Source organism: Paenisporosarcina sp. HGH0030, from assembly GCF_000411295.1.
In the GTDB taxonomy this organism is placed as follows: Bacteria; Bacillota; Bacilli; order Bacillales_A; family Planococcaceae; genus Paenisporosarcina.
This window is the reverse complement of sequence record NZ_KE150423.1, coordinates 32639-51329: the sequence shown is the minus strand read 5'-3', so window position 1 is coordinate 51329 and position 18691 is coordinate 32639. Positions and strand designations below refer to the sequence as shown.

At 39.8% G+C, this 18691-nt stretch carries 23 protein-coding genes and 1 riboswitch; of the genes, 2 read left to right on the top strand and 21 right to left on the bottom strand.

The window, feature by feature from the left end:
• Window positions 1-7 precede the first annotated feature (7 nt).
• Genes fliJ through flgB form a run of 8 tightly spaced genes read right to left on the bottom strand, consistent with a single transcriptional unit; the run spans window position 8 to window position 6437 of the window.
• The gene (gene fliJ / locus HMPREF1210_RS14960; protein ID WP_016429534.1) at window positions 8-472 is read right to left on the bottom strand and encodes a flagellar export protein FliJ; all 465 of its coding nucleotides are present in this window, start codon (window positions 470-472) and stop codon (window positions 8-10) included.
• The gene (fliI, locus tag HMPREF1210_RS14955) at window positions 469-1791 is read right to left on the bottom strand and encodes a flagellar protein export ATPase FliI (protein ID WP_016429533.1); all 1323 of its coding nucleotides are present in this window, start codon (window positions 1789-1791) and stop codon (window positions 469-471) included. Before fliI ends, fliJ begins: the two co-directional genes overlap by 4 nt.
• Window positions 1772-2569 carry a FliH/SctL family protein gene (locus HMPREF1210_RS14950; RefSeq protein ID WP_016429532.1) on the bottom strand — a complete coding sequence of 266 codons (798 nt, stop codon included), beginning with the start codon at window positions 2567-2569 and terminating at the stop codon, window positions 1772-1774. The genes fliI and HMPREF1210_RS14950 overlap by 20 nt, the downstream gene beginning before the upstream one ends.
• A complete protein-coding gene (gene fliG / locus HMPREF1210_RS14945) occupies window positions 2562-3575 on the bottom strand; it encodes a flagellar motor switch protein FliG (RefSeq protein WP_016429531.1) in 1014 nt (337 codons plus the stop codon). The genes HMPREF1210_RS14950 and fliG overlap by 8 nt, the downstream gene beginning before the upstream one ends.
• An 11-nt stretch (window positions 3576-3586) precedes the next feature.
• Window positions 3587-5230, bottom strand: coding sequence for a flagellar basal-body MS-ring/collar protein FliF (gene fliF, locus HMPREF1210_RS14940; protein ID WP_016429530.1), 1644 nt, complete (start codon window positions 5228-5230; stop codon window positions 3587-3589).
• A 22-nt stretch (window positions 5231-5252) separates the two neighbouring features.
• Entirely contained in the window at window positions 5253-5549 is a 297-nt protein-coding gene (gene fliE, locus HMPREF1210_RS14935) for a flagellar hook-basal body complex protein FliE (RefSeq protein ID WP_016429529.1), read from the bottom strand.
• 25 nt (window positions 5550-5574) lie between these two features.
• Window positions 5575-6030 carry a flagellar basal body rod protein FlgC gene (gene flgC / locus HMPREF1210_RS14930; RefSeq protein WP_016429528.1) on the bottom strand — a complete coding sequence of 152 codons (456 nt, stop codon included), beginning with the start codon at window positions 6028-6030 and terminating at the stop codon, window positions 5575-5577.
• Window positions 6031-6035: 5 nt separating this feature from the next.
• Complete coding sequence (gene flgB / locus HMPREF1210_RS14925) at window positions 6036-6437, bottom strand: flagellar basal body rod protein FlgB (protein WP_016429527.1); 402 nt, start codon at window positions 6435-6437, stop codon at window positions 6036-6038.
• Between the two features lie 83 nt (window positions 6438-6520).
• Window positions 6521-6605: riboswitch (cyclic di-GMP riboswitch) on the bottom strand.
• 230 nt (window positions 6606-6835) lie between these two features.
• Between flgB and HMPREF1210_RS14920 the strand changes: the two genes are divergently transcribed.
• Both HMPREF1210_RS14920 and HMPREF1210_RS14915 read left to right on the top strand, forming a co-directional pair.
• A complete protein-coding gene (locus HMPREF1210_RS14920; RefSeq protein WP_016429526.1) occupies window positions 6836-7678 on the top strand; it encodes a flagellar hook-basal body protein in 843 nt (280 codons plus the stop codon).
• 14 nt (window positions 7679-7692) lie between these two features.
• Window positions 7693-8523, top strand: a complete 831-nt coding sequence (locus HMPREF1210_RS14915) for a flagellar hook-basal body protein (RefSeq protein ID WP_016429525.1) — start codon at window positions 7693-7695, stop codon at window positions 8521-8523.
• Between the two features lie 771 nt (window positions 8524-9294).
• Here the strand turns inward: HMPREF1210_RS14915 and flgL are convergent.
• From flgL to HMPREF1210_RS14850, 13 genes are all read right to left on the bottom strand, one after another.
• Complete coding sequence (gene flgL, locus HMPREF1210_RS14910; protein ID WP_231391165.1) at window positions 9295-10179, bottom strand: flagellar hook-associated protein FlgL; 885 nt, start codon at window positions 10177-10179, stop codon at window positions 9295-9297.
• A 22-nt stretch (window positions 10180-10201) separates the two neighbouring features.
• Complete coding sequence (flgK, locus tag HMPREF1210_RS14905) at window positions 10202-11500, bottom strand: flagellar hook-associated protein FlgK (RefSeq protein WP_016429523.1); 1299 nt, start codon at window positions 11498-11500, stop codon at window positions 10202-10204.
• Between the two features lie 25 nt (window positions 11501-11525).
• The gene (locus HMPREF1210_RS14900; protein ID WP_016429522.1) at window positions 11526-12008 is read right to left on the bottom strand and encodes a flagellar protein FlgN; all 483 of its coding nucleotides are present in this window, start codon (window positions 12006-12008) and stop codon (window positions 11526-11528) included.
• A 29-nt stretch (window positions 12009-12037) separates the two neighbouring features.
• The gene (flgM, locus tag HMPREF1210_RS14895) at window positions 12038-12310 is read right to left on the bottom strand and encodes a flagellar biosynthesis anti-sigma factor FlgM (protein ID WP_016429521.1); all 273 of its coding nucleotides are present in this window, start codon (window positions 12308-12310) and stop codon (window positions 12038-12040) included.
• Between the two features lie 25 nt (window positions 12311-12335).
• On the bottom strand, window positions 12336-12773 hold the full coding sequence (locus HMPREF1210_RS14890; protein ID WP_016429520.1) for a flagellar operon protein: 438 nt from the start codon (window positions 12771-12773) through the stop codon (window positions 12336-12338).
• Window positions 12774-12841: 68 nt separating this feature from the next.
• Window positions 12842-13267 (bottom strand): flagellar basal body-associated FliL family protein, encoded by a 426-nt coding sequence (locus HMPREF1210_RS14885; RefSeq protein ID WP_016429519.1) that lies wholly within the window; start codon window positions 13265-13267, stop codon window positions 12842-12844.
• An 11-nt stretch (window positions 13268-13278) separates the two neighbouring features.
• The gene (gene motB / locus HMPREF1210_RS14880; RefSeq protein ID WP_016429518.1) at window positions 13279-14052 is read right to left on the bottom strand and encodes a flagellar motor protein MotB; all 774 of its coding nucleotides are present in this window, start codon (window positions 14050-14052) and stop codon (window positions 13279-13281) included.
• A complete protein-coding gene (motA, locus tag HMPREF1210_RS14875; RefSeq protein ID WP_016429517.1) occupies window positions 14042-14845 on the bottom strand; it encodes a flagellar motor stator protein MotA in 804 nt (267 codons plus the stop codon). Before motA ends, motB begins: the two co-directional genes overlap by 11 nt.
• Before the next feature lie 48 nt (window positions 14846-14893).
• Window positions 14894-15271 carry a flagellar export chaperone FliS gene (fliS, locus tag HMPREF1210_RS14870; RefSeq protein ID WP_016429516.1) on the bottom strand — a complete coding sequence of 126 codons (378 nt, stop codon included), beginning with the start codon at window positions 15269-15271 and terminating at the stop codon, window positions 14894-14896.
• Window positions 15272-15289: 18 nt separating this feature from the next.
• Window positions 15290-15679 (bottom strand): flagellar protein FliT, encoded by a 390-nt coding sequence (locus HMPREF1210_RS14865; RefSeq protein ID WP_016429515.1) that lies wholly within the window; start codon window positions 15677-15679, stop codon window positions 15290-15292.
• Window positions 15679-17172, bottom strand: a complete 1494-nt coding sequence (fliD, locus tag HMPREF1210_RS14860; protein ID WP_016429514.1) for a flagellar filament capping protein FliD — start codon at window positions 17170-17172, stop codon at window positions 15679-15681. Before fliD ends, HMPREF1210_RS14865 begins: the two co-directional genes overlap by 1 nt.
• Window positions 17173-17233: 61 nt before the next feature.
• Window positions 17234-17578 (bottom strand): flagellar protein FlaG, encoded by a 345-nt coding sequence (flaG, locus tag HMPREF1210_RS14855; RefSeq protein WP_016429513.1) that lies wholly within the window; start codon window positions 17576-17578, stop codon window positions 17234-17236.
• Window positions 17579-17750: 172 nt separating this feature from the next.
• Entirely contained in the window at window positions 17751-18464 is a 714-nt protein-coding gene (locus HMPREF1210_RS14850; protein WP_016429512.1) for a glucosaminidase domain-containing protein, read from the bottom strand.
• Window positions 18465-18691: the final 227 nt, after the last annotated feature.

Genomic DNA, 18691 nt, shown 5'->3' with positions numbered 1-18691 from the left:
TTTTTCATCACCCTTCAGCTAAACTTGCTTGTGTTGTTCGGTAAAACCTTGTACTGGCCAATTCATCGAAGAAATTCTGTTCTGCCATTTTGCTTTGCTCAACATATATAGTAAGTTCTTGTTGCTTTAGATTTCCCCATGTCTTTTCTTCTTGAGCTTTCATTTGCAAATGAGTTTGTTTTCTCGACACATTGTTCTGCAAATGCTCCAGTTCGCGATTCAAGGAAATCAATAGCTCCTGAAGTTGATGGATATAATTGACCAACATTCTTAATTCCGAAATGTTGACTCCATCCTGCTGTTTTTCTTTTTTCAAACGTTCTGCATCCATAATTTTTTTATGGATTGCTTCTTTTTTTCGATGGCCTATTTCTTGTTGTTTGATGGCATCCGCCATTTCCATTTGCGCCAAGCCTTTTTCATTCTCTTTTAAATCCAATATTTTTTGAAATCTAAAGTTGAATTGCGTCACGTCTGTGCTCCCCCAAATTGCGCTGTTAGCCGGTCGATACTCTCTTCCAGCTTTGTCTTTTCATAAATATCTTGTTGCAAGAATTCTTTAATCAGTGGATAGGAACGGATGGCATCATCTATTTCTTTGTTGGCCCCGCTTTTGTAAGCGCCGATATTAATCAGATCTTCCGATGCATCATAAGCTGCCAACAATCTTTTGAATTCAACAGCTGCCTTCTGGTGCTCATCCGATACAACATCATGCATGACCCGACTGACACTCGACATAATATTGATTGCAGGGAATTGACCTTTTTGAGCTATTTTCCGATCCAATACAATATGCCCATCTAGAATACCTCGGACAGCATCGGCAATTGGTTCGTTCATATCGTCCCCATCAACCAGCACTGTATAGAAAGCGGTAATCGAACCCTTGTTAGACGTTCCGGAACGTTCCAGTAATTTTGGCAGCAGTGCAAAAACACTTGGTGTGTATCCTTTACTTGTTGGTGGCTCGCCAACTGCTAGTCCCACTTCACGTTGTGCCATAGCAAAGCGTGTCACCGAGTCCATCATCAACATGACGTTTTTTCCTTGATCACGGAAATATTCCGCAATGGCTGTAGCCGTCATAGCACCTTTTATTCGTTGTAATGGCGTCTGATCGGAAGTTGCCGCAACGACGACCGATTTTTTTAACCCTTCAGGACCAAGGTCGCGTTCAATGAAATCTCGAACTTCCCTGCCCCGCTCACCTATCAGGGCAATTACATTGACGTCAGCTTCTGTATTACGGGCAATCATACCAAGCAATGTACTTTTTCCGACGCCACTTCCTGCAAACACACCAACGCGCTGGCCTTGTCCAACTGTCAATAGTCCATCAATGGCTCTTACACCAACTTCCAATGGTTTATCGATTCTCGGTCTTTTCAATGGATTCGGTGGTGTATTATTGGTTGAATATTTCTTCAACCCTTTCGGAAGTATGTTTTCATCCAACGGCTGGCCCGTTCCATCGAGAACTTTTCCTAAAATGGATGGTCCCACTTTGATTTGGAGTGGATATCCGGTTGCAACAACCAGGCATCCTGGACCTATTTGAGATACGTCCTTCAACGGCATAAGTAAAATTTTGTTTTCTTTGAAGCCGACCACTTCAGCTTCAATTGGCCGCTCATAGTGGTTCGGATACAACAGACAAAGTTCTCCAATTTTTGCATATGGTCCTCTTGATTCAATGGTCAGACCGATAACTTGAATCACTTTCCCATGCTTTTTTACTGGCTCAATCTCTTCCAATAATTCGAGGTACTCATCTTCCCTTAGGTTCATCGTTGGTTTTCTCCTCACAATAAGCCAGTAAGTGCTTTTTAATCTCCTGCAGCTGACTGTCAATCGTGACATCATAAGAACCACTTGCCGTATGAATCATACAGCCACCTTTGGAAAGGTTGGCAACCGGAACCAATTTAAACTCTGAGTCAGCTTTTACATAGGTCTTTAACTCTTCGAGAAACGGTAAAATTATCGGATAATCTTCAAGCGATACTTGCATAGTGACATCTTCTGACTCTTCTATATGCTTTAAGGCTTGCTTTACGACGTTCAGTAACTGGTCATCATGCTGCTTCAATTCTTTTTTGATAACTTTCTCAGCTACTCTAACGCTGAGTGACAATAAAAACGACTCAGATTCCTGAACAATTTTTGCCTTTTCTTCGTAAGCCGTCTCTATCAATACATGCATTTCCTCGCGTCTTTGCCGGAATTCTTCTTCCGCTAACAGCTTGCCCTGCTCAAAACCCGCTTGAAAACCTTGTTCAGATGCTGCTTCTGCCATTCTTCTAGCTTCCTGCACGGCTTCATCTTGCTTTTCTGACCACCAGTGTTCAATTTCCGTTCGGGCACTTTCCATTTCATTATTCATTTGCTTCTGAAGATCTCCGTACTGTGTTTCCAATGATTCGATTTCCATTAACAACTGTTTCTTCTGCAAAACTGGATCGAGTTCTTGTTCATTCAAGTCCAATGTTTTGCTTTCTATTTTTTTTGTATGAATTATTTTCTTTTCATTGGTCGGGAGCGAATGCGAGCGAATGATATTAGACAATCACTTCATTCCCTTCACCACGGGCCACGATGATTTCGCCTTTTTCTTCTAAACTACGAATCAACGTAACAATGTTTGTTTGTGCGTCTTCTACATCTTTGAGTTTCACAGGACCCATTAATCCAATTTCTTCGCGAATCTGATCTGCCCGTCTTGTAGACATATTGGTATAAACCGTATCCTTCACTTCATCACTTGCTACTTTCAATGCGTAAGTTAAATCTGCATCATTAACTTCACGAATGACACGTTGAATGGCACGTGTATCCAAGTTCACGATGTCTTCAAATACAAACATCCGCTTCTTGATTTCTGCAACAAGATCAGGAGTTTCGGTTTCCAGCTTAGAAAGAATAGCTTTCTCGGTACCACGATCCACTTTACTTAGCACTCTAACAATTGCTTCTACACCACCGGTAGATGTGTAATCTTGTGATCCAGTAGCCGAAAGCTTTCTCTCAAGAATTTGTTCAACCTGATGAATAACCTCAGGCGAAGTACTCTCCATTAAGGCAATCCTCCTTGCTACTTCTGCTTGCTTTTCAGGAGGCAGTGCAGAAAGGATTTGCGATGATTGCTTTGGTTCCAAATACGATAGTACTAGTGCAATCGTTTGTGAATGTTCATGCTGTAAAATATTCAAGATTTGATTCGGATCTGCTCTTCTTGCGAAACTGAACGGTTTAACTTGCAACCTGCTCGTTAATCTGCCAATTGCATCCATTGCCTTTTCTTTACCTAGCGCTTTTTCAAGAATATCCTTTGCATATTCCAGGCCGCCTTCATTCATATAATCTTGGGCAAGAATCATTTCATAAAATTCATCGATTACCTGTTCTGTTTGACTGTTTTTTAATTGTCGTATATTTGAAATTTCCATTGTTACTTGATCAATTTCTTGTTCCGTCAACTGTTTAAAAATTTCCACAGACACGTCCGGTCCCAATCCCACTAACAATACGGCAACTTTTTGTATCCCACTTAGCTCTCTTGCATTTTTAGCCATGTGTCACCCTCCTACTCATCTGCCATCCAAGAGCGTAACAATTTAGCAAAGTCTTCAGGTCTACCTGTAGCAAGCTTTTCAATCGTTTTTCTCTTAGGATTTGCTTTTGTATTGAACTCGGATAGGTCAACCTCAGCTTCTTCAAAGTTGCTGACTTTTTCGATAGGTTGATTAAACATATCAAGAACATATTCTTCTTCTTCCTCCATGCGTTCACGCTTCCTTTTACGGATTATGAAGATTAAAACTATCAGAATCAGAAGTAGGACAACACCCCCAACGATAATCCAAAACAGTGGGTTCGAGATATTGTTCATTGACAACAAAGATTCACCCTGTGCTTCACCGTCAACCACAGGTTTTCCTTGGAACTCCGTTGCGAATACTGATATACGGTCATCCAGCGCTTCTTCCGTCACTTGCGTTCCATTCATGCTTAATGAAGTACTTACCGTGTTTTTCAAGAGATTGCTGATATCATCTATATTTTGTTGTGTTAAGCTATCCGGATTTTCAGGATTGGGAGGTTCAACTCCAACATTGATTGTTATGTCATCTATGACATATGGACTCAATTCAATTTGGCGGTTGATTCGATTGACTTCACGATTGATACGTTCTTCCGTTTTATCGGATTTCGAATTCCCCTCACCATCAACCCCTGGGTAATTGGCGATTTCAGTCTCTCCAGTCCCAGTTGCATCAGCAATAGCCGCCCCTTCACTCGAATAGGACTCTACAATTCTTTCTACACTGATATCGATGCCTTCATTCTTTTCTTTATCCACGGCTTCAACCAGGTTTTCTTCCCGCTTTTCCTTGGTGAAATCAATCGTTGTCATGACTGACACGACCACTTTGTCATGTCCCAGTGTCAATCCCAGCATTTGTTGCAGTTCACGCTGAATATCTCGTTCAATATCCTTTTTGATTTCCCGTTGCTGTTGATAGACAGATAAGGCCGTATCCAGTTGGTTTTCTTTTTGAATCTCGAAAACCTGACCATTTTGATCCATTATGACAATTTCTTCTTGAGGCAAATTGGGTACACTTTTACTGATTAGATGATACAGACCATTGACTTGCTTCTGATCTAGTTGAAAGGATGGATCACCTTTTACAACAACAGATGCCGTTGCCACTTGTTCTTCATCCGATATCCAAACATTTTCTTTTGGAAGTGTGATCATTACGTTTGCTTCAGTTACGCCATCAATTTGCTTAACCAAATCAGCAAGTTCATTTTGCATTGCGTCTCGTTCCACTACATCAAAATGACGATCTGTCATTCCCAACCCCATATTTTCACTGAAGATGCTGTAGTTTACGTTCCCGCTTTTCGGAATGCCGTCCGCTGCCAAACTAACTTTTAAGTTGGCCACTTCTTCATTCGGCACACTGATAGACTTCCCATCAGATGAAACTTGTACTGGAATTCCTTGCTCTTCGATTGCCGTCTTGATTTCACCAGCCTCTGAGGGAGACAAACCAGTATATAGCGCCGCAAAACTCGGGCGGGAGTTTAAAAAAACAAATACAAAAAGTAAAAGTAATGTGATAAAAAATGTGCCGGCCACAGACCATTTTATTTTTGGAGAAAAACTGCCCCATGATTCTATTATTTTGTTTTTATAAACCAATATTTTTTCTTTCATTTATCTCATCTCATCCTAAAAATCATAGTTGCATTCTCATCACTTCTTGGTAAGCTTCAACAACCTTGTTTCGTACTTGAACGGTAAGTTGCAAAGAAAGACTTGCCTTTTGTGAAGCAATCATCACTTCATGGACATCCTTTACTTCACCCGTTACCAATTGGTTGGTCAGTTTATCCGATGTGTTCTGTGCGGTGTTTACTTCTTCGAGCTTTTGTTTAAATAGTTGACCAAAACCTTCCACCTTATCTTCAGGCTTTTGTTTTGAGATTGATTGGTTTTGTATAAATGGTGTTTGAATCAAGCTTAATTTATCCATAGTGCCTCCCTAGCAATCTGATAGATTATTTACCAATCTCCAAAGCTTTTATGAACATATTCTTTGAAGCGTTCAATGCTGTAATATTCGCTTCGTATGAACGTGTTGCAGACATGAGATCGACCATTTCTTTTATCGGATCAACATTTGGCAAACGAACATACCCGTTCTCGTCAGCATCAGAATGAGAAGGATCATAGGAAAGTGTAAATGGTGCTTTATCTTCATCAATTTTTGAAACAGTAACTCCCGAAACTTTAGAAGACTGATTATTCATTGCCGACTGAAGTTGCTGTTGAAATGGTGATACCCCGCTTTGTGATAACTCCACAGATTTCCGACGATACGGTACCCATTCGCCGTTTACAAGTTGCGAACGAGTCGTGTTGGCATTGGCAATATTTGAAGAAACAACGTCCATTCGCATACGATTCGCCGTTAACCCTGATGCACTGATATTAAAACCATTAAATAAGCTCATAACTGCTACCTCCCATCATTGATTACTGTTCGTAAACTGTTGAATTTGCCGTTCACTCTTTCCGTTACGGCGTTATACCATAGTTGATTTTTGGCTAACTCTGCCATTTCATAGTCCATATCTACATTGTTTCCATTAGGATTGAATTGTGTGGACTTATTTTCTTTTATGGTCGGATTAAAATTAGACGATTCACTGCTGAAAGAAATATGTTTTGCATTTGTTTTGTAACTGGACATGCTTTGGTTATTGATTGCATCATTCAATGTAGACTTGAAACTCACTTGCTTGCTCTTGTAATTGGGTGTATCGACATTTGCGATATTAGCCGAGTGAACTCGTTGCTTTAATGTGGCATTTGATAATGCCTGCTCCAATGACTGAAAAGATTGAGGAAATAGTTTCATCTTTTAACCCCCCATGTTTAAGTGTTTGGTCCATATAAAAATCCACCTTTAATTAAAGGTGGATAACTTTAAAAGCTTCCATCTTCGGTAACCCGGCTGCCCTATCGATTTCACTTAGGCCCGTGGCTTTGCGTCCTTATCTTTCGAATAAGTTTGCCGTTATCGGTATGATAAAAACTCTACATTTTAATCTAATTGTCATATCGTGTCATATTTCGTCATATTTTAGTAATAATTGTACCAAAAATATAATCTCACATTTTCGTCTATTTGTATATTTTTATTTTTCGTTGTATTTTGTTTACCTTAATTTACAATATTGACCTATATTTTCTGTCAACTTCGTGTTATGCTAACGCATAATCAACCCTATCGCGTTTGAAAGGAAGAAAAAAGGCATGTTTCGTGGTTTATATACTGCCACATCAGGTATGATGGCAAATAACAGAAAACAACAAATTTTGACAAATAATTTAGCCAATGCGAGTACTCCTGGATTTAAACAAGATCAAAATGTCTTGCGTGCGTTTCCTGAACAATTGATAAAAGCAATGGAAATGAAAAGCACGACTGGCGGTACCATGAAAATGGGTCAATCCACTGTGGGCACTTTAAATACAGGCGTATATACACAGGAAGGAATTCCTTCATTTCTTCAAGGACCACTAAAAGACACAGGAAATACAACAGACTTTGCTCTTCTTGATGAAAGTTTGCCCGTGAATCCGGTCACTCAAAAAAAGGGGTCTCTTGTATTTGCAGTTGGACTGGAAAATGACCAAGTCCGGTATACACGAAATGGACAATTTTCAGTTGATCAAAACGGCTTCCTAAAAACGAGTGACGGTTACAATGTCTTGAATCAAAACTTGCAACCTATCCAAGTGAACTCAAAAGAATTTACAGTTCAAGAAGATGGCCAGATTATTCTACAAAATGGTTCCGCTACAAATCGTCTATGGCTTGGGTATACCGAACAGCCTGAACAATTAGTTAAACAGGGTCAGGGATTATTACGCTGGGAAGGAAATCCGGCAGAAGGTCCTCAGTCCATTGAAGGTACAGGCTTAACCGGCCCCTTCGTCAAACAAGGATTTATCGAACAATCCAATGTGGATCTGACTCAAACAATGACGGAAATGATGAACACTTATCGAGGTTTCGAATCGAATCAAAAAGTCATACAGGCATATGACCGCAGCATGGAAAAAGCAGTCAATGAGATTGGCCGTATTTACTAAGGAGGTATGAATACATGAGTATCCAAATGAATTCCGCCACAACATCCATGCGTGAATTGCAGAAAAAAATTGATATCATTGCTAATAATATTTCCAATTTAAATACAAACGGGTACAAACGTCAGGAAGCGAACTTTTCAGATGCCCTTTACCAATCCATTGTAAAGCAAGCCGGAACTCACAACGAAATTGGCCGAATCACGCCGAACGGTCTTCGAGTTGGTTCTGGTGCAATCATTACCCAGACGTCGATTCGGACTGAACAAGGGTCCATGAAAAAAACAGATCGCCCTCTTGATTTCATGATTCAGGGAAATGATGCATTTTTCCGCGTGGCTTCCGAAGGAAAAACTTACTATACAAAAGATGGATCATTTCAAGTTCAGCCAGTCCTGAATTCTAACCAAGTAAACTTGGTCACGTCTTCTGGAGACTCTGTTCTCGATAGCAATAACCGCCCGATTGTTTTTGATGGAGATTATAACAACATCAAAGTAACGGAAAACGGAACACTTGAATTGTCTTATCGGAATCCTTCAAAACAGCCAACCCAAATCCAGTTGAGCATCGCCCAAATTAACAGGCCGAATCTTCTCGAAAAAATCGGAGCCAACCGTTATCAACTTCCTGGAACGGAAGCAAATCAAGTAGCAAACGGTACCCTGCAAATTGGAAACAATGATGGTTCGTTCCGAATCACGCAAGGGGCACTCGAAATGTCCAATGTTGATTTGACTGATGAAATGACCGAATTAATTTCTACTCAACGATTGCTGCAATCCCAAGGAAGAGCGATATCATTTGCGGATGATATGATGGGCTTGGTCAATACGATAAAATCATAAGTTAAATAGAAGGATGGGTTTAATGACTTTGTCATTAATCCCATCCTTTTTTCTTTTGTTTGATTTTCCTATGAAGTTTTATTTTCGTTCACCCAATATGTAAATGCAAAAAAGGAGCACTTACCATATGGCGAATGCTCCTTATAGACTGTAGACAAAAAATAAAAAGAGTGAATATAACTGTATACTAATGAAAAAGAACGTATGCAAGAAAATGTTGATTTCCTTTGCGGCGGACGCGTTTCGCGGGCACGGCTTTAGTCTCCTTGTCACTAGAAAAACCGGTGCGCCTGCGGTTACTCGACGCAGTATACATTGCTCCTGTTTCTGTTTCTGCATCGCTTCGCTAGCTTCGAAACATGAAAGTACGTTGGATCGCTTCGCTAGCTTCGTCGCAAACGAATAGTGCAAACTTACACTTGCACTATTCGTTTCCTGTGGGGTTTTCCGCCGCCTCCACTCCAATCAACGGATTTCGCTTCTGTTTGCGTATCTCTTCATATTATTTCATTAGTAAGATGGTCGGCTATTTCTGAAGACTCCTGCGGAAAAACGAAATAAGCTAGACCCCACAGGCTCAGCTGTCATAGACAGCTGAGCCGAGGAGGCTAGCGTTTCGTCCGCGGAAAGCGAAAGAAATAGCCGACCATAATCTTTTTCGATAGAGTGCAAAAGATAAGAATGCGAATTTTTATACTTTTTTTTTGATTAATATTCTTTTGTCAACAAGCTGAAAAAGCACTCACCCATATGGCGAATGCTCCTTATTCTTTATCTTAGAAAGTCCATCAAAGTTTGCTGAATGATTTTTGCTGAAGCAGCAAGACTTGCCTGATATACACTCTCTTCACTTTTCAACTTCGTAACGGCTTCTGCATAATTCGCATCTTCCAGCTTTGATAACATGGACTTAAGTTCAATATTGCTGTCTTGAATCCGGTTTTCAATTCCTTCAACGCGATTCTTTCTTGCGCCCGCTTCTGAAGCTACAGTTAACATTCGATTGATGCCTTTATCGATTTGATCCATCTGAATGTCAGAACCCGAACGAAGATCTGAAGCCAGTAAATTCAATGTGTTAAACAGATTGGTATTATCAGCAGCATTTCCAAATAACTCATCGGCAGTGACATTTGCTTTTACTGCTACGCCATCTGCAATCGTAAACATTTTGGCACTCGTATCAAATGTATCATTTTGATAGGAATTTTTATTGGGATAAGGAGGCTCATCCGTTTTTAAACCATTGAATATATATTTGCCGTTTACTTTTGAATTAGCAAATTGACGAATTTGCTCGGTCAATTCTTCCACTTCTATTGCAATGATATTACGATCAGAATCCGTAAGAGTCCCGCTATCTCCTTGGACTCCTAGTTCACGTACTTTCTGCATGGCATTAACCATTTCGTTAATCGTCTGACCTGATTCATCCAACCAAAGGTTAGCTTCATTGGTATTACGTTCAAATTGATCATTAGCAACAAGTGCACTTTTCAGGTTCATTGCCTTACTTACGCCATTCGGATCATCAGATGGGCGGTGTAGCTGTTTGCCTGTCGTCACTTGATTATTGGTTTTTTCCAGTCGACTCAAGTTCTGATTCATATGGCGAACTGAATTTTGATGTAACATTTGCTGTGTAACTCTCATCATCATTTTCCTCCCATGCGCTTCATCAACGTGCAGCCATGCGGTTGATGATTGTATCGAGCATCTGATCCGTCGTTGAAATCATTCTTGCTGCAGCACTATATGAATGTTGGTACTGAACTAAATTAGCCATTTCTTCATCTAGTGAAACACCCGTTATCGATTGACGACGGCTATCTGTCGCTAGCAAGGTTGCTTCATAGTTTGCCATATTCCGGATGGCCGTTTGGCTTTCAGCACCAAGTTCACTAACAAGCGCTCGGTATTCATTGTTTACGCTCTTGTATTTTTGCTCATTGCCCGGAATCAAAGAAGTAATTTGGCTACTATCAGATTCAATTAACGGATTAACTTTAAGTGAAGCAATCGTATTCCCGCTGAATAGATTTTCTCCAGGTACGTTGGGATCCGTTGATGACATCTGGTTTGCCTGGACAAAATCATTGACAATTTTGTTCAGGTTCGCTTGGTACTCATCAACCGTATCTATTGATTTAAGGATACCGGATAATTCGCCTCCGACTAAATCACTAACAATAACTTCAGTAGTAGTTGGATCACTATCAGCTACAGTGGCAAGCTCATTAACAGCTGATCCATCAACTAGTGTTTCACCAGAGCTTAAGCTGATTTTATAAGTTCCGTCTGTTTGGTCGGCAACTTTAATATCCACAATTTTCGATAGTTCTTCAACAAGTACATCTCGCTTATCCAATAAATCATTCGCCTGCGTACCATTGCGTTTGATGCTGTCGTTCAACTGGGCAATTTGCTCCAAATAACCGTTCGCTTCTTTAATTTTCGCAGTCAATTGGTTATCCAAGTCCGCTTTAGCACCTGTCATTGCACTATCCATAGCTTGCGCGGTATCGATGAAAGCCTGTGCTCTTTCTTTGATTACTGCTTTAGCGGAAAGGCTATCCGGATCATTCGCCAAGTCTTGCCAAGCTCCCCACAGTTGATCCATTGAAGAACCTAATCCCGTTTCGCTTGGTTCATTGATAATCGTTTCAAGTTGATCAAGTGTTTCTTGTTTGACGGATGCTTCACCTAGTTTTGCGTATTGCTCACGAAATTTTCCGTCTAAAAACTTGTCTCTCACACGAGTAATGGAGTCCAATGAGACCCCAGTACCAAGTTGGCCGGGGTTGACCGTACCACTTGTCCAAATGTTTAGAAAAGGGGAAGTGGATGCATTCACTTGTTGGCGTGAGTAGCCTCTGGTATTTGCATTGGCAATATTGTGACCTGTTGTTGCAATTCTTGCCTGCCCCATCATTAATCCGCGCTTCCCAACCTCTAATCCGTGAAATGTTGAAACCATCTTATTCCCTACCTTCTAACGTCAATCAAGCTTTTGTATCGAAAAAGCCCCGATTGCTTGTTTGTGATTTTTGTTGACCTATAGGAGATTGATAATTGAAGTGTTGTTGTTTTGACTTAGTAATGTGTTCGATCATATGTTGAACAAAATTCACTGAGTCTTCAATTAGTGACTCATTTACTTTATTTATATCATGCAGCTCCATCATGAGCTGTTGTAATGTTTTCAATTTTGATTGTAGATTTTTCCTCGTAAGTTCATCTGGAAGTTGTTCTACAAATTGACTGAAACTAAGAGAAGGATGATTTTGCATCACACTTTCAACCAGCTGTTCACGCTCCTGATCTACTTGATTGAGCTGTTTTATAATCTTTGCTTCCTCTTGTACCAGTTGATTCAACTCGTCCACTTTTCGTTCGACTAAAACAACTTTCTTTCGTTCCGCCAAGTTGATGAGTTTTTCCAGTATTACCATCAATTCTTTCAGCGTCGTGATTAACTGAAGCATCCGACACCCTCCTCTATATAGACGAACATCTATTTATCAAACCAAAATTGATAGATTTTATCTGCCACTTTATCATTGTGAATTTGATACTCACCTGACTGAATTCGTGCCTTTAATGTGCTGATCTTTTCTTGTCTGTCTAAATCTATTTCGGTGTTCTTTTCAAATAACTCTTTTGCTTGATTTGAAATTTGAAGCTGGTCTTCTTTTTGCAATGGTCTCGTTTTGCCAACTTGGGAGACCTGCATTTGTTTTTGATAAGATTGAATAAAGGAAGAACCTGTCGTCTTATCGATATTCATTCCTTCACCGCCCTGTCGTTTATTTTCATTTCTTTAACTGCCAATATTGTGGCGTGTTCACTTTTGTCGGTTGTTTATTTTGTTTATTTCTAATCTCATTTTGGAGATTTTCTCTTTTCAAGGTTTGATTGATTTCAGATGAGAATTGATTGAAACACTCGTCACATAACAACTGTCTTTTTATCTTTTTACTACAATGCGCACAGCGGTAACCCAGGTTCGGGTAGTCCTCCGCAAATATCCGACCGTCACGAATGAAATCAGCAACCTGTTTCAATGAAACATCCGTTTCTATGCTTACTTCTTCAATCGTAGCAAAACGATTTTTCTCGTCTGTTAAAAAGTCGGCAACCAGTTTGAAATCGTCCTCAGTTTTTTTGTAACAGCTCAAGCAATAATCTGTATGCTCTCTGAGAAACAATTTGCCACAAATCCTGCAGTTATCCAATTGACCTGATTGCATTTAAATCACCTGAATCTTTCTAATGTATATATCGGCACTTCTCACAGAATGTTTAGTACAAATACGAATTATTGTAATTTAAATTCCGTTACCAATACCCGTTCGACTTCTCCTGTTTCCACAATACTTTCAAGTTTTGTAGATAGTTCCTTTTCAAGTTTGACAATGCCTTCCTTGCCAATTAACTCGTCCTTTGTAAAGCCAGCAACAGTGGAAATGATGGCTGCGCGTACTTCAGGTTTACGTTTTTCCGCCTCTTCTTTCGTTTCCTTGCTACTTAACAAAATATTGAACTGAACAATTGCAAAATTGTTGGCGGATGCTAGATTGGTTGTGATGACGTCGGTGTCAACACTCATTTCAACCAGTTCTTCTGCTGAAATTACTTTTTCCTTTTCCTTGCCCATTACTTCTTCTTTCAAAAAAAACATGGCTCCCCCGCCTAATAAAATGATAGCGAAGAAGAGGATGACTAAAACTTTCATTTTTCCCATGGTACACCTCTTCAGTGGTTAGTTTCTTGCTTGTACGGTGATATCAAAACTTCCACACGTCGGTTTTCTGCTCTGCCTTGTGGAGTGTCATTTGAAGTAATCGGTCGGTACTCACCGTATCCGGTTGCACTGAATACTTTCGGATCTAACTTTTTATTTTCCAGTAGTATTTTCATGAAATTGATGGCCCTTGCAGCACTCAATTCCCAGTTTGATGGAAACTCTTCTGAATTAGCCGGAATATTATCCGTATGACCATCAATATAAATGTTCCGTGGTAGGTCTGTAACCAGTAAATTTGAAATCTCAACCGCAATCGTTCTTGATTCTTCGTTTATATCCGCACTACCCGAAGGATAAAGTACACCTTCTTTTATCTTCAACACCAACCCTTTGCTTGTCAGAGCTGTTTCAATTTTTGTAGATAATCCCTTGTCTTTTATGTAAACTTCAATTTTCCCCCTGAGTTCCCCGAGTTCTTTAAGGTCCTGCTCAAGGGTTATTTCAGCTACTGATTTCACTCCAGTTTCAGGTTTAATCTCATCCAGTTTAGAGATTTTGGACGTATCAGTCATAATTTCAATAGCCGCTTCTTCGTCCAGAATGCCTGTCCCACCTTGGAGCTCATTATTAAATGACTCTGAGATTTCCTTGAATTTCTGTGAATCGACTTCACTTGCCGCAAACAATACGATGAAAAGAGCGAGTAATAGCGTCAAAATATCGGCATAAGGAATCAGCCATGATTCATTAACATGATCTTCATGTTTTTTCTTACGCTTCAACGCGAACACCTTCTCTTGTTTTTTCTTCCTGCACAAGAACACGATCTTTAGCAGGTAAATACGTCAGTAATTTCTCTTCTACTATACGTACTGGAAGACCTTCCTGAACAGCCAGCAAGCCTTCTAACATAATCGATTTCATTCTGGCTTCCTGCTCTGATTTACGCTTTAATTTATTGGCAAATGGATGCCACATGACATACCCCGTAAAAATACCGAACAAAGTAGCAATAAATGCCGCCGAAATGGATTTACCAAGCAATGAAATATCGTCCAAGTGGCCAAGTGCCGATACCAATCCCATTACGGCACCGAGTACCCCGAGTGTAGGTGCATATGTACCAGCTTGTGTAAAAATTTTCGCCCCAAGCTCATGTCTGTCTTCCATCGCAGCAATTTCTTCTTCCATCAGTTCACGAATATGTTCCTGTGATTGTCCATCAACCACCATTTTCAAACCACGTTGTAAAAATGGGTCTTCCACTTCTTCCGAACGCTCTTCCAATGCCAGTAACCCTTCTCTTCTTGCGACCATCGCCCACCCCGTGAACACTGGAATCAATTCTTTAAGAGAAACCATCTTCGACTCAGAAAAAATCACCTTAAATAGAACAGGGATTTTCTTCACTTCTTCAAATGGAAACGCAATAAGTATGCAGGCAACTGTTCCGCCAAAAATAATGACGAGTGCCGCAGGATTATATAAAGCGATTGGATCGGAGCCTTTCAAAATCATCCCACCGACCAGTACGAACATTCCAAGTATTATGCCTAACCATGATGTCTTATCCACACCAAACCCTCATTTCAATTTCAAAGAATAACAAACGTACCGTGACCTTTAGTTCTTTTTCGCAAGCTCAATGACTTGCTTCCATGTATCACGCAACTCTACAACATACCCTTCAACTTCTTCCAGTATTTCCAGGTTATTTTTTATATTGGCGTCAACCAGTCTAGTGTGCATATATTCGTAAAGTTGTGTCATATTGTTGGAAATTTCGATTTCTTGGTTCAAGGTGATTCGCAGCTCTTGAATTATGTTTTGTGCCTTAATGATATTTGTATTTTTTACCTCGTAATTCTTTTCGGTCATCGCTTTTTTGGACAGCCTGATGAACTTTAAGCAACCGTTATATAACATCAGTGTAAGCTCCTGCGGAGATGCGGTCATCACTGAATTTTGTTGGTAAGTTTGGTAAGGGTTGATAACTGACATATTGAATCCTCCTGCTTTTTACTTCCGTTTATCGATAAAAGATCCCTCGGTCGATACATTTTGATACGCATCCACAAACTTCTTGGACCCTTGTTTCGTTTGAGTGATTTGATTCATTTGCGACTTGAACGACTGATGTAAACCCTTCATAAGCGTCTGGATTAATTGTTCGGTTTCTTTCATTTGCTGAATTACTTTCTTATCTTCTTCTGTCCAGTGAAAGTCAGTCAGTTGCATGTATGTATCCAGCTGAGAAATCAGCTGTTGTCTTTTATCGAAAAGGGATAGCAAGGTTTCCACTTGCCCAGTTTCATTATCTTTCATGTTTGAATAAAGCTTTTTAGAATGATTATGGATTTCTTCTGTCAATTGAAGAAACTCAGCTAGTACGTTTTGGTACCCGATCATTACATGCCACCGAACATATTCTGTTGCATCCAAGAACTTTGTGAGTTCATCTGGCTCAATGCTTTTTCCATGGCAGTGAACTGCTTCCAATAGCGGTTTTCAACAATCTTTAACCGGTCATTCCATTTACTAATTTCTTGGTTCATTTGGGTGATTTTTTTTGACATGGTACTGTTGTCGACAGCACTCGTTGTACTGCCTGCACGTTCACTCAAACGTTTTACAACATCGTTCAGTTCCTGATAAACTCGGTGACCAATGCCGTTTGCACTGTTAGTAAATAACTCCATGACTTCATCAGGTTTATTTGACAATGCCTCTTTTAGCTTATCTTCATCAATGAAAAGTTTTCCTCCTTCCGTGTACTTGCCGGTATTAATGCCAATTTGAGTAAGCATATTTATATTTCCATTAGCAATTTCTGTTATTGGGTTCATGAAGGCACTTCTAAGCTCTTGCAAAGCATTTTTTAGAATAGGGTCATTTCGTAGCAAACCACTTTTTGCTTTCTCTTCCCATAGTTCCACTTCTTTTTCACTCATGCCTTTTCGTTGTTCATCGGAAAGTGGTTTGAAGTCGGGATAACGTTTCTCTACCAGCTTTTTCTCGATTTCAGAAATTGTTTCATTGTATTTCTCCACTAGATTTTTTATCATTTCTAATGGTTTGGTTGTATCTGATTGAACCGTAATAGTGGATGTACCTTTTTGTAATAGATTTATGGTGAGGCCATTGATTGTTGTTTTGTTTGACGTCAAGTTATTGACAGTAATTCCGTCGAATTTCACTTCTCCGTTTGTTGCGGATGACATGAAGCCACCCCCTACAGCAGTGCCAGTGGTGAAGACCGTATTGGTGCCATCGTTTATTACTTGTTTGGCTAACAGGTCATTACTGAATTCCAACGTGAAGTTTTGATCAGAACCCATGCCTTTGGTCGACATGAAGAAGCTCGATGTAGTGTCATCAAAGCTCGCTCGTAACTCGGTTGTCTTTCCTGCTGTTGATTCCTGAAGTTTTTTCGCGACCTCGGCATAAGTCATGCCACTAGTAACATCAACGCTTCCCAAAACCGTGCCCGTATTATCTTTAATTGTGATCAATCCTGTAGCAGACATTACATCAGTTGATTTAGCAGCAACTCCAGCGACTTTTTCAATCATGCCGGCAGAATGGATTTTTGCAGGACTCGCAACATTCACTACTTCTACCTGATAAGTACCATTCAATGCGTTGGCTGTTGTTGATGCTGTTAAACTGCTCGGATTTGATGATGTTGCACTATAGGCATTGAATGAACCTTGAAAACGCAGATCACTTGCAGTTGACCTTAACTTCGATAGAGTCAAGTTAAACTCTCGATTGGCGCCCCGTTGCCATTCTGTCCATACTTTCTCCTGCATCAATTTATTTAATGGTATTTTTTGTGCATTCATAAGTTCCTTGACTAATGAATCCGTATCCATTCCTGATGCTATTCCGCCAATACGCAATTTACCTCACTCCACTTCTTTCGTTTCTGTGTTTATGTCATGATTTTCATAATAGACTTAATTAAAATTTGTCATCCACAATCAAACCCATTAACTCCGCCATAGAAGCATACATATCAAGAAATTTCTTTTGTGGAATTTCCTTCAGGACTGTATCCGAGTTTGTATCGATTACTTGTACATAATAGATATCCAGTTTTTCATGCAGTTTGAATTTTATTTCAGTAGGAGTCGGTTCCAGGAACTCATTCATCCCCTCGACTTTATCTATCAGCATTTCTTTAGTTACTTTCTCTTTTAGTTCAGTGGTCGGTTCTTCTAATTGAACTGGACCTTTGACAGGATACTCCATTGCAAGATCGACTTTCTTTGGAAACGGTATTGCAGGTGCTGGTTTAACTTCCATCAGTGGCTATCCCCTTGTATCGTCATTGTCGGTTGAGAAAGAAAACAAATCTACTTCACTGCAAATCAACCTTTATTTTATGTATATCGGCATAAACAGCGAAATTTTTAGTGTTATTTACAAATATATTTGTTCAAAAAAACAAGACCGATTCGATTAGAATCAGTCTTTTCTATGATAGATTATCAAAATGACGGCTGACCCCTGTTGTCCAATGATTGTTTAGACCAGTTGGATCATTTGCAACACCAATTGGGGCATATTTCGCTCCAATCTCGGCAATCGTGGATTTTCCTTGGTTCAAATAATTTTTACGTAAATTACGAGCCATATCGAAAATGCTATCTTCTATAGATGCGTAGCTTCTCAAGCCATTCTTACCCATCATGCCAGCGACATTATTCTTCTCTTTGACTGCTCTTGATGAACCATTCCCCGTTTCATGGATGGCAATCGCAGAAAGAAGACTCGGATCTATATCATACTTTTTCCCTGCATTGATAAAGTGCGAGGCTGATCCGCTCAATTTCCCTTCCAAACTACTATCAAGTTTCAAGAATTGCACGGGTTTGAAATGGAAGTCACTTGTATCATTTGGACTTGTAGGGACATCTATTTTATCTACTGCCTGCACATTTACTGGAAGAGTAAATGGACTGTTTATTTGTGGAATCAACTGATTTTGAGCAAAAGGCAGAGTGGTTGTATTGTTCGATTCGCTCCCTTGCATCGCTGCATTCAATACCATAAGGAATAGAGAATTTTCATTTCCTACATTACCGAGTAAATTGGTTGCACTGCCTGATTGATTTATCGAAGGCATTGCTTGTGCCATAGAAGCCATTGTCATGTAATAAAACCAATTGGAAGAGATCGGGCTGGTCATTGATAGATTTCGCATCCTTCTTTATATATTCATACCAATCATTTTACATAGAAAAAATAATTAAAAGAATAGTCGTATAATCTCATTAGTTGGTACTTTATAGAAAAAAAGAACAAAAAGAAGGACTGTGGCAGGAAATAAGTCACAGTCCTTCTTCTATATTAGTATTGTCCGATTGCTCGCTTTACTAAAGAAGCTAACCATTCCCAGTATTTGAACCCATGGTG

Excerpts from the sequence above, each read along its gene's own strand:
- fliI (WP_016429533.1), bottom strand. The coding sequence starts at position 1,791 with ATGAACCTAAGGGAAGATGAGTACCTCGAATTATTGGAAGAGATTGAG.
- fliG (WP_016429531.1), bottom strand. The coding sequence starts at position 3,575 with ATGGCTAAAAATGCAAGAGAGCTAAGTGGGATACAAAAAGTTGCCGTA.
- fliF (WP_016429530.1), bottom strand. The coding sequence starts at position 5,230 with ATGAAAGAAAAAATATTGGTTTATAAAAACAAAATAATAGAATCATGG.
- fliE (WP_016429529.1), bottom strand. The coding sequence starts at position 5,549 with ATGGATAAATTAAGCTTGATTCAAACACCATTTATACAAAACCAATCA.
- flgC (WP_016429528.1), bottom strand. The coding sequence starts at position 6,030 with ATGAGCTTATTTAATGGTTTTAATATCAGTGCATCAGGGTTAACGGCG.
- flgB (WP_016429527.1), bottom strand. The coding sequence starts at position 6,437 with ATGAAACTATTTCCTCAATCTTTTCAGTCATTGGAGCAGGCATTATCA.
- HMPREF1210_RS14920 (WP_016429526.1), top strand. The coding sequence starts at position 6,836 with ATGTTTCGTGGTTTATATACTGCCACATCAGGTATGATGGCAAATAAC.
- HMPREF1210_RS14915 (WP_016429525.1), top strand. The coding sequence starts at position 7,693 with ATGAGTATCCAAATGAATTCCGCCACAACATCCATGCGTGAATTGCAG.
- flgL (WP_231391165.1), bottom strand. The coding sequence starts at position 10,179 with ATGATGAGAGTTACACAGCAAATGTTACATCAAAATTCAGTTCGCCAT.
- flgK (WP_016429523.1), bottom strand. The coding sequence starts at position 11,500 with ATGGTTTCAACATTTCACGGATTAGAGGTTGGGAAGCGCGGATTAATG.
- HMPREF1210_RS14900 (WP_016429522.1), bottom strand. The coding sequence starts at position 12,008 with ATGCTTCAGTTAATCACGACGCTGAAAGAATTGATGGTAATACTGGAA.
- flgM (WP_016429521.1), bottom strand. The coding sequence starts at position 12,310 with ATGAATATCGATAAGACGACAGGTTCTTCCTTTATTCAATCTTATCAA.
- HMPREF1210_RS14890 (WP_016429520.1), bottom strand. The coding sequence starts at position 12,773 with ATGCAATCAGGTCAATTGGATAACTGCAGGATTTGTGGCAAATTGTTT.
- HMPREF1210_RS14885 (WP_016429519.1), bottom strand. The coding sequence starts at position 13,267 with ATGGGAAAAATGAAAGTTTTAGTCATCCTCTTCTTCGCTATCATTTTA.
- fliS (WP_016429516.1), bottom strand. The coding sequence starts at position 15,271 with ATGTCAGTTATCAACCCTTACCAAACTTACCAACAAAATTCAGTGATG.
- HMPREF1210_RS14865 (WP_016429515.1), bottom strand. The coding sequence starts at position 15,679 with ATGATCGGGTACCAAAACGTACTAGCTGAGTTTCTTCAATTGACAGAA.
- flaG (WP_016429513.1), bottom strand. The coding sequence starts at position 17,578 with ATGGAAGTTAAACCAGCACCTGCAATACCGTTTCCAAAGAAAGTCGAT.
- HMPREF1210_RS14850 (WP_016429512.1), bottom strand. The coding sequence starts at position 18,464 with ATGACCAGCCCGATCTCTTCCAATTGGTTTTATTACATGACAATGGCT.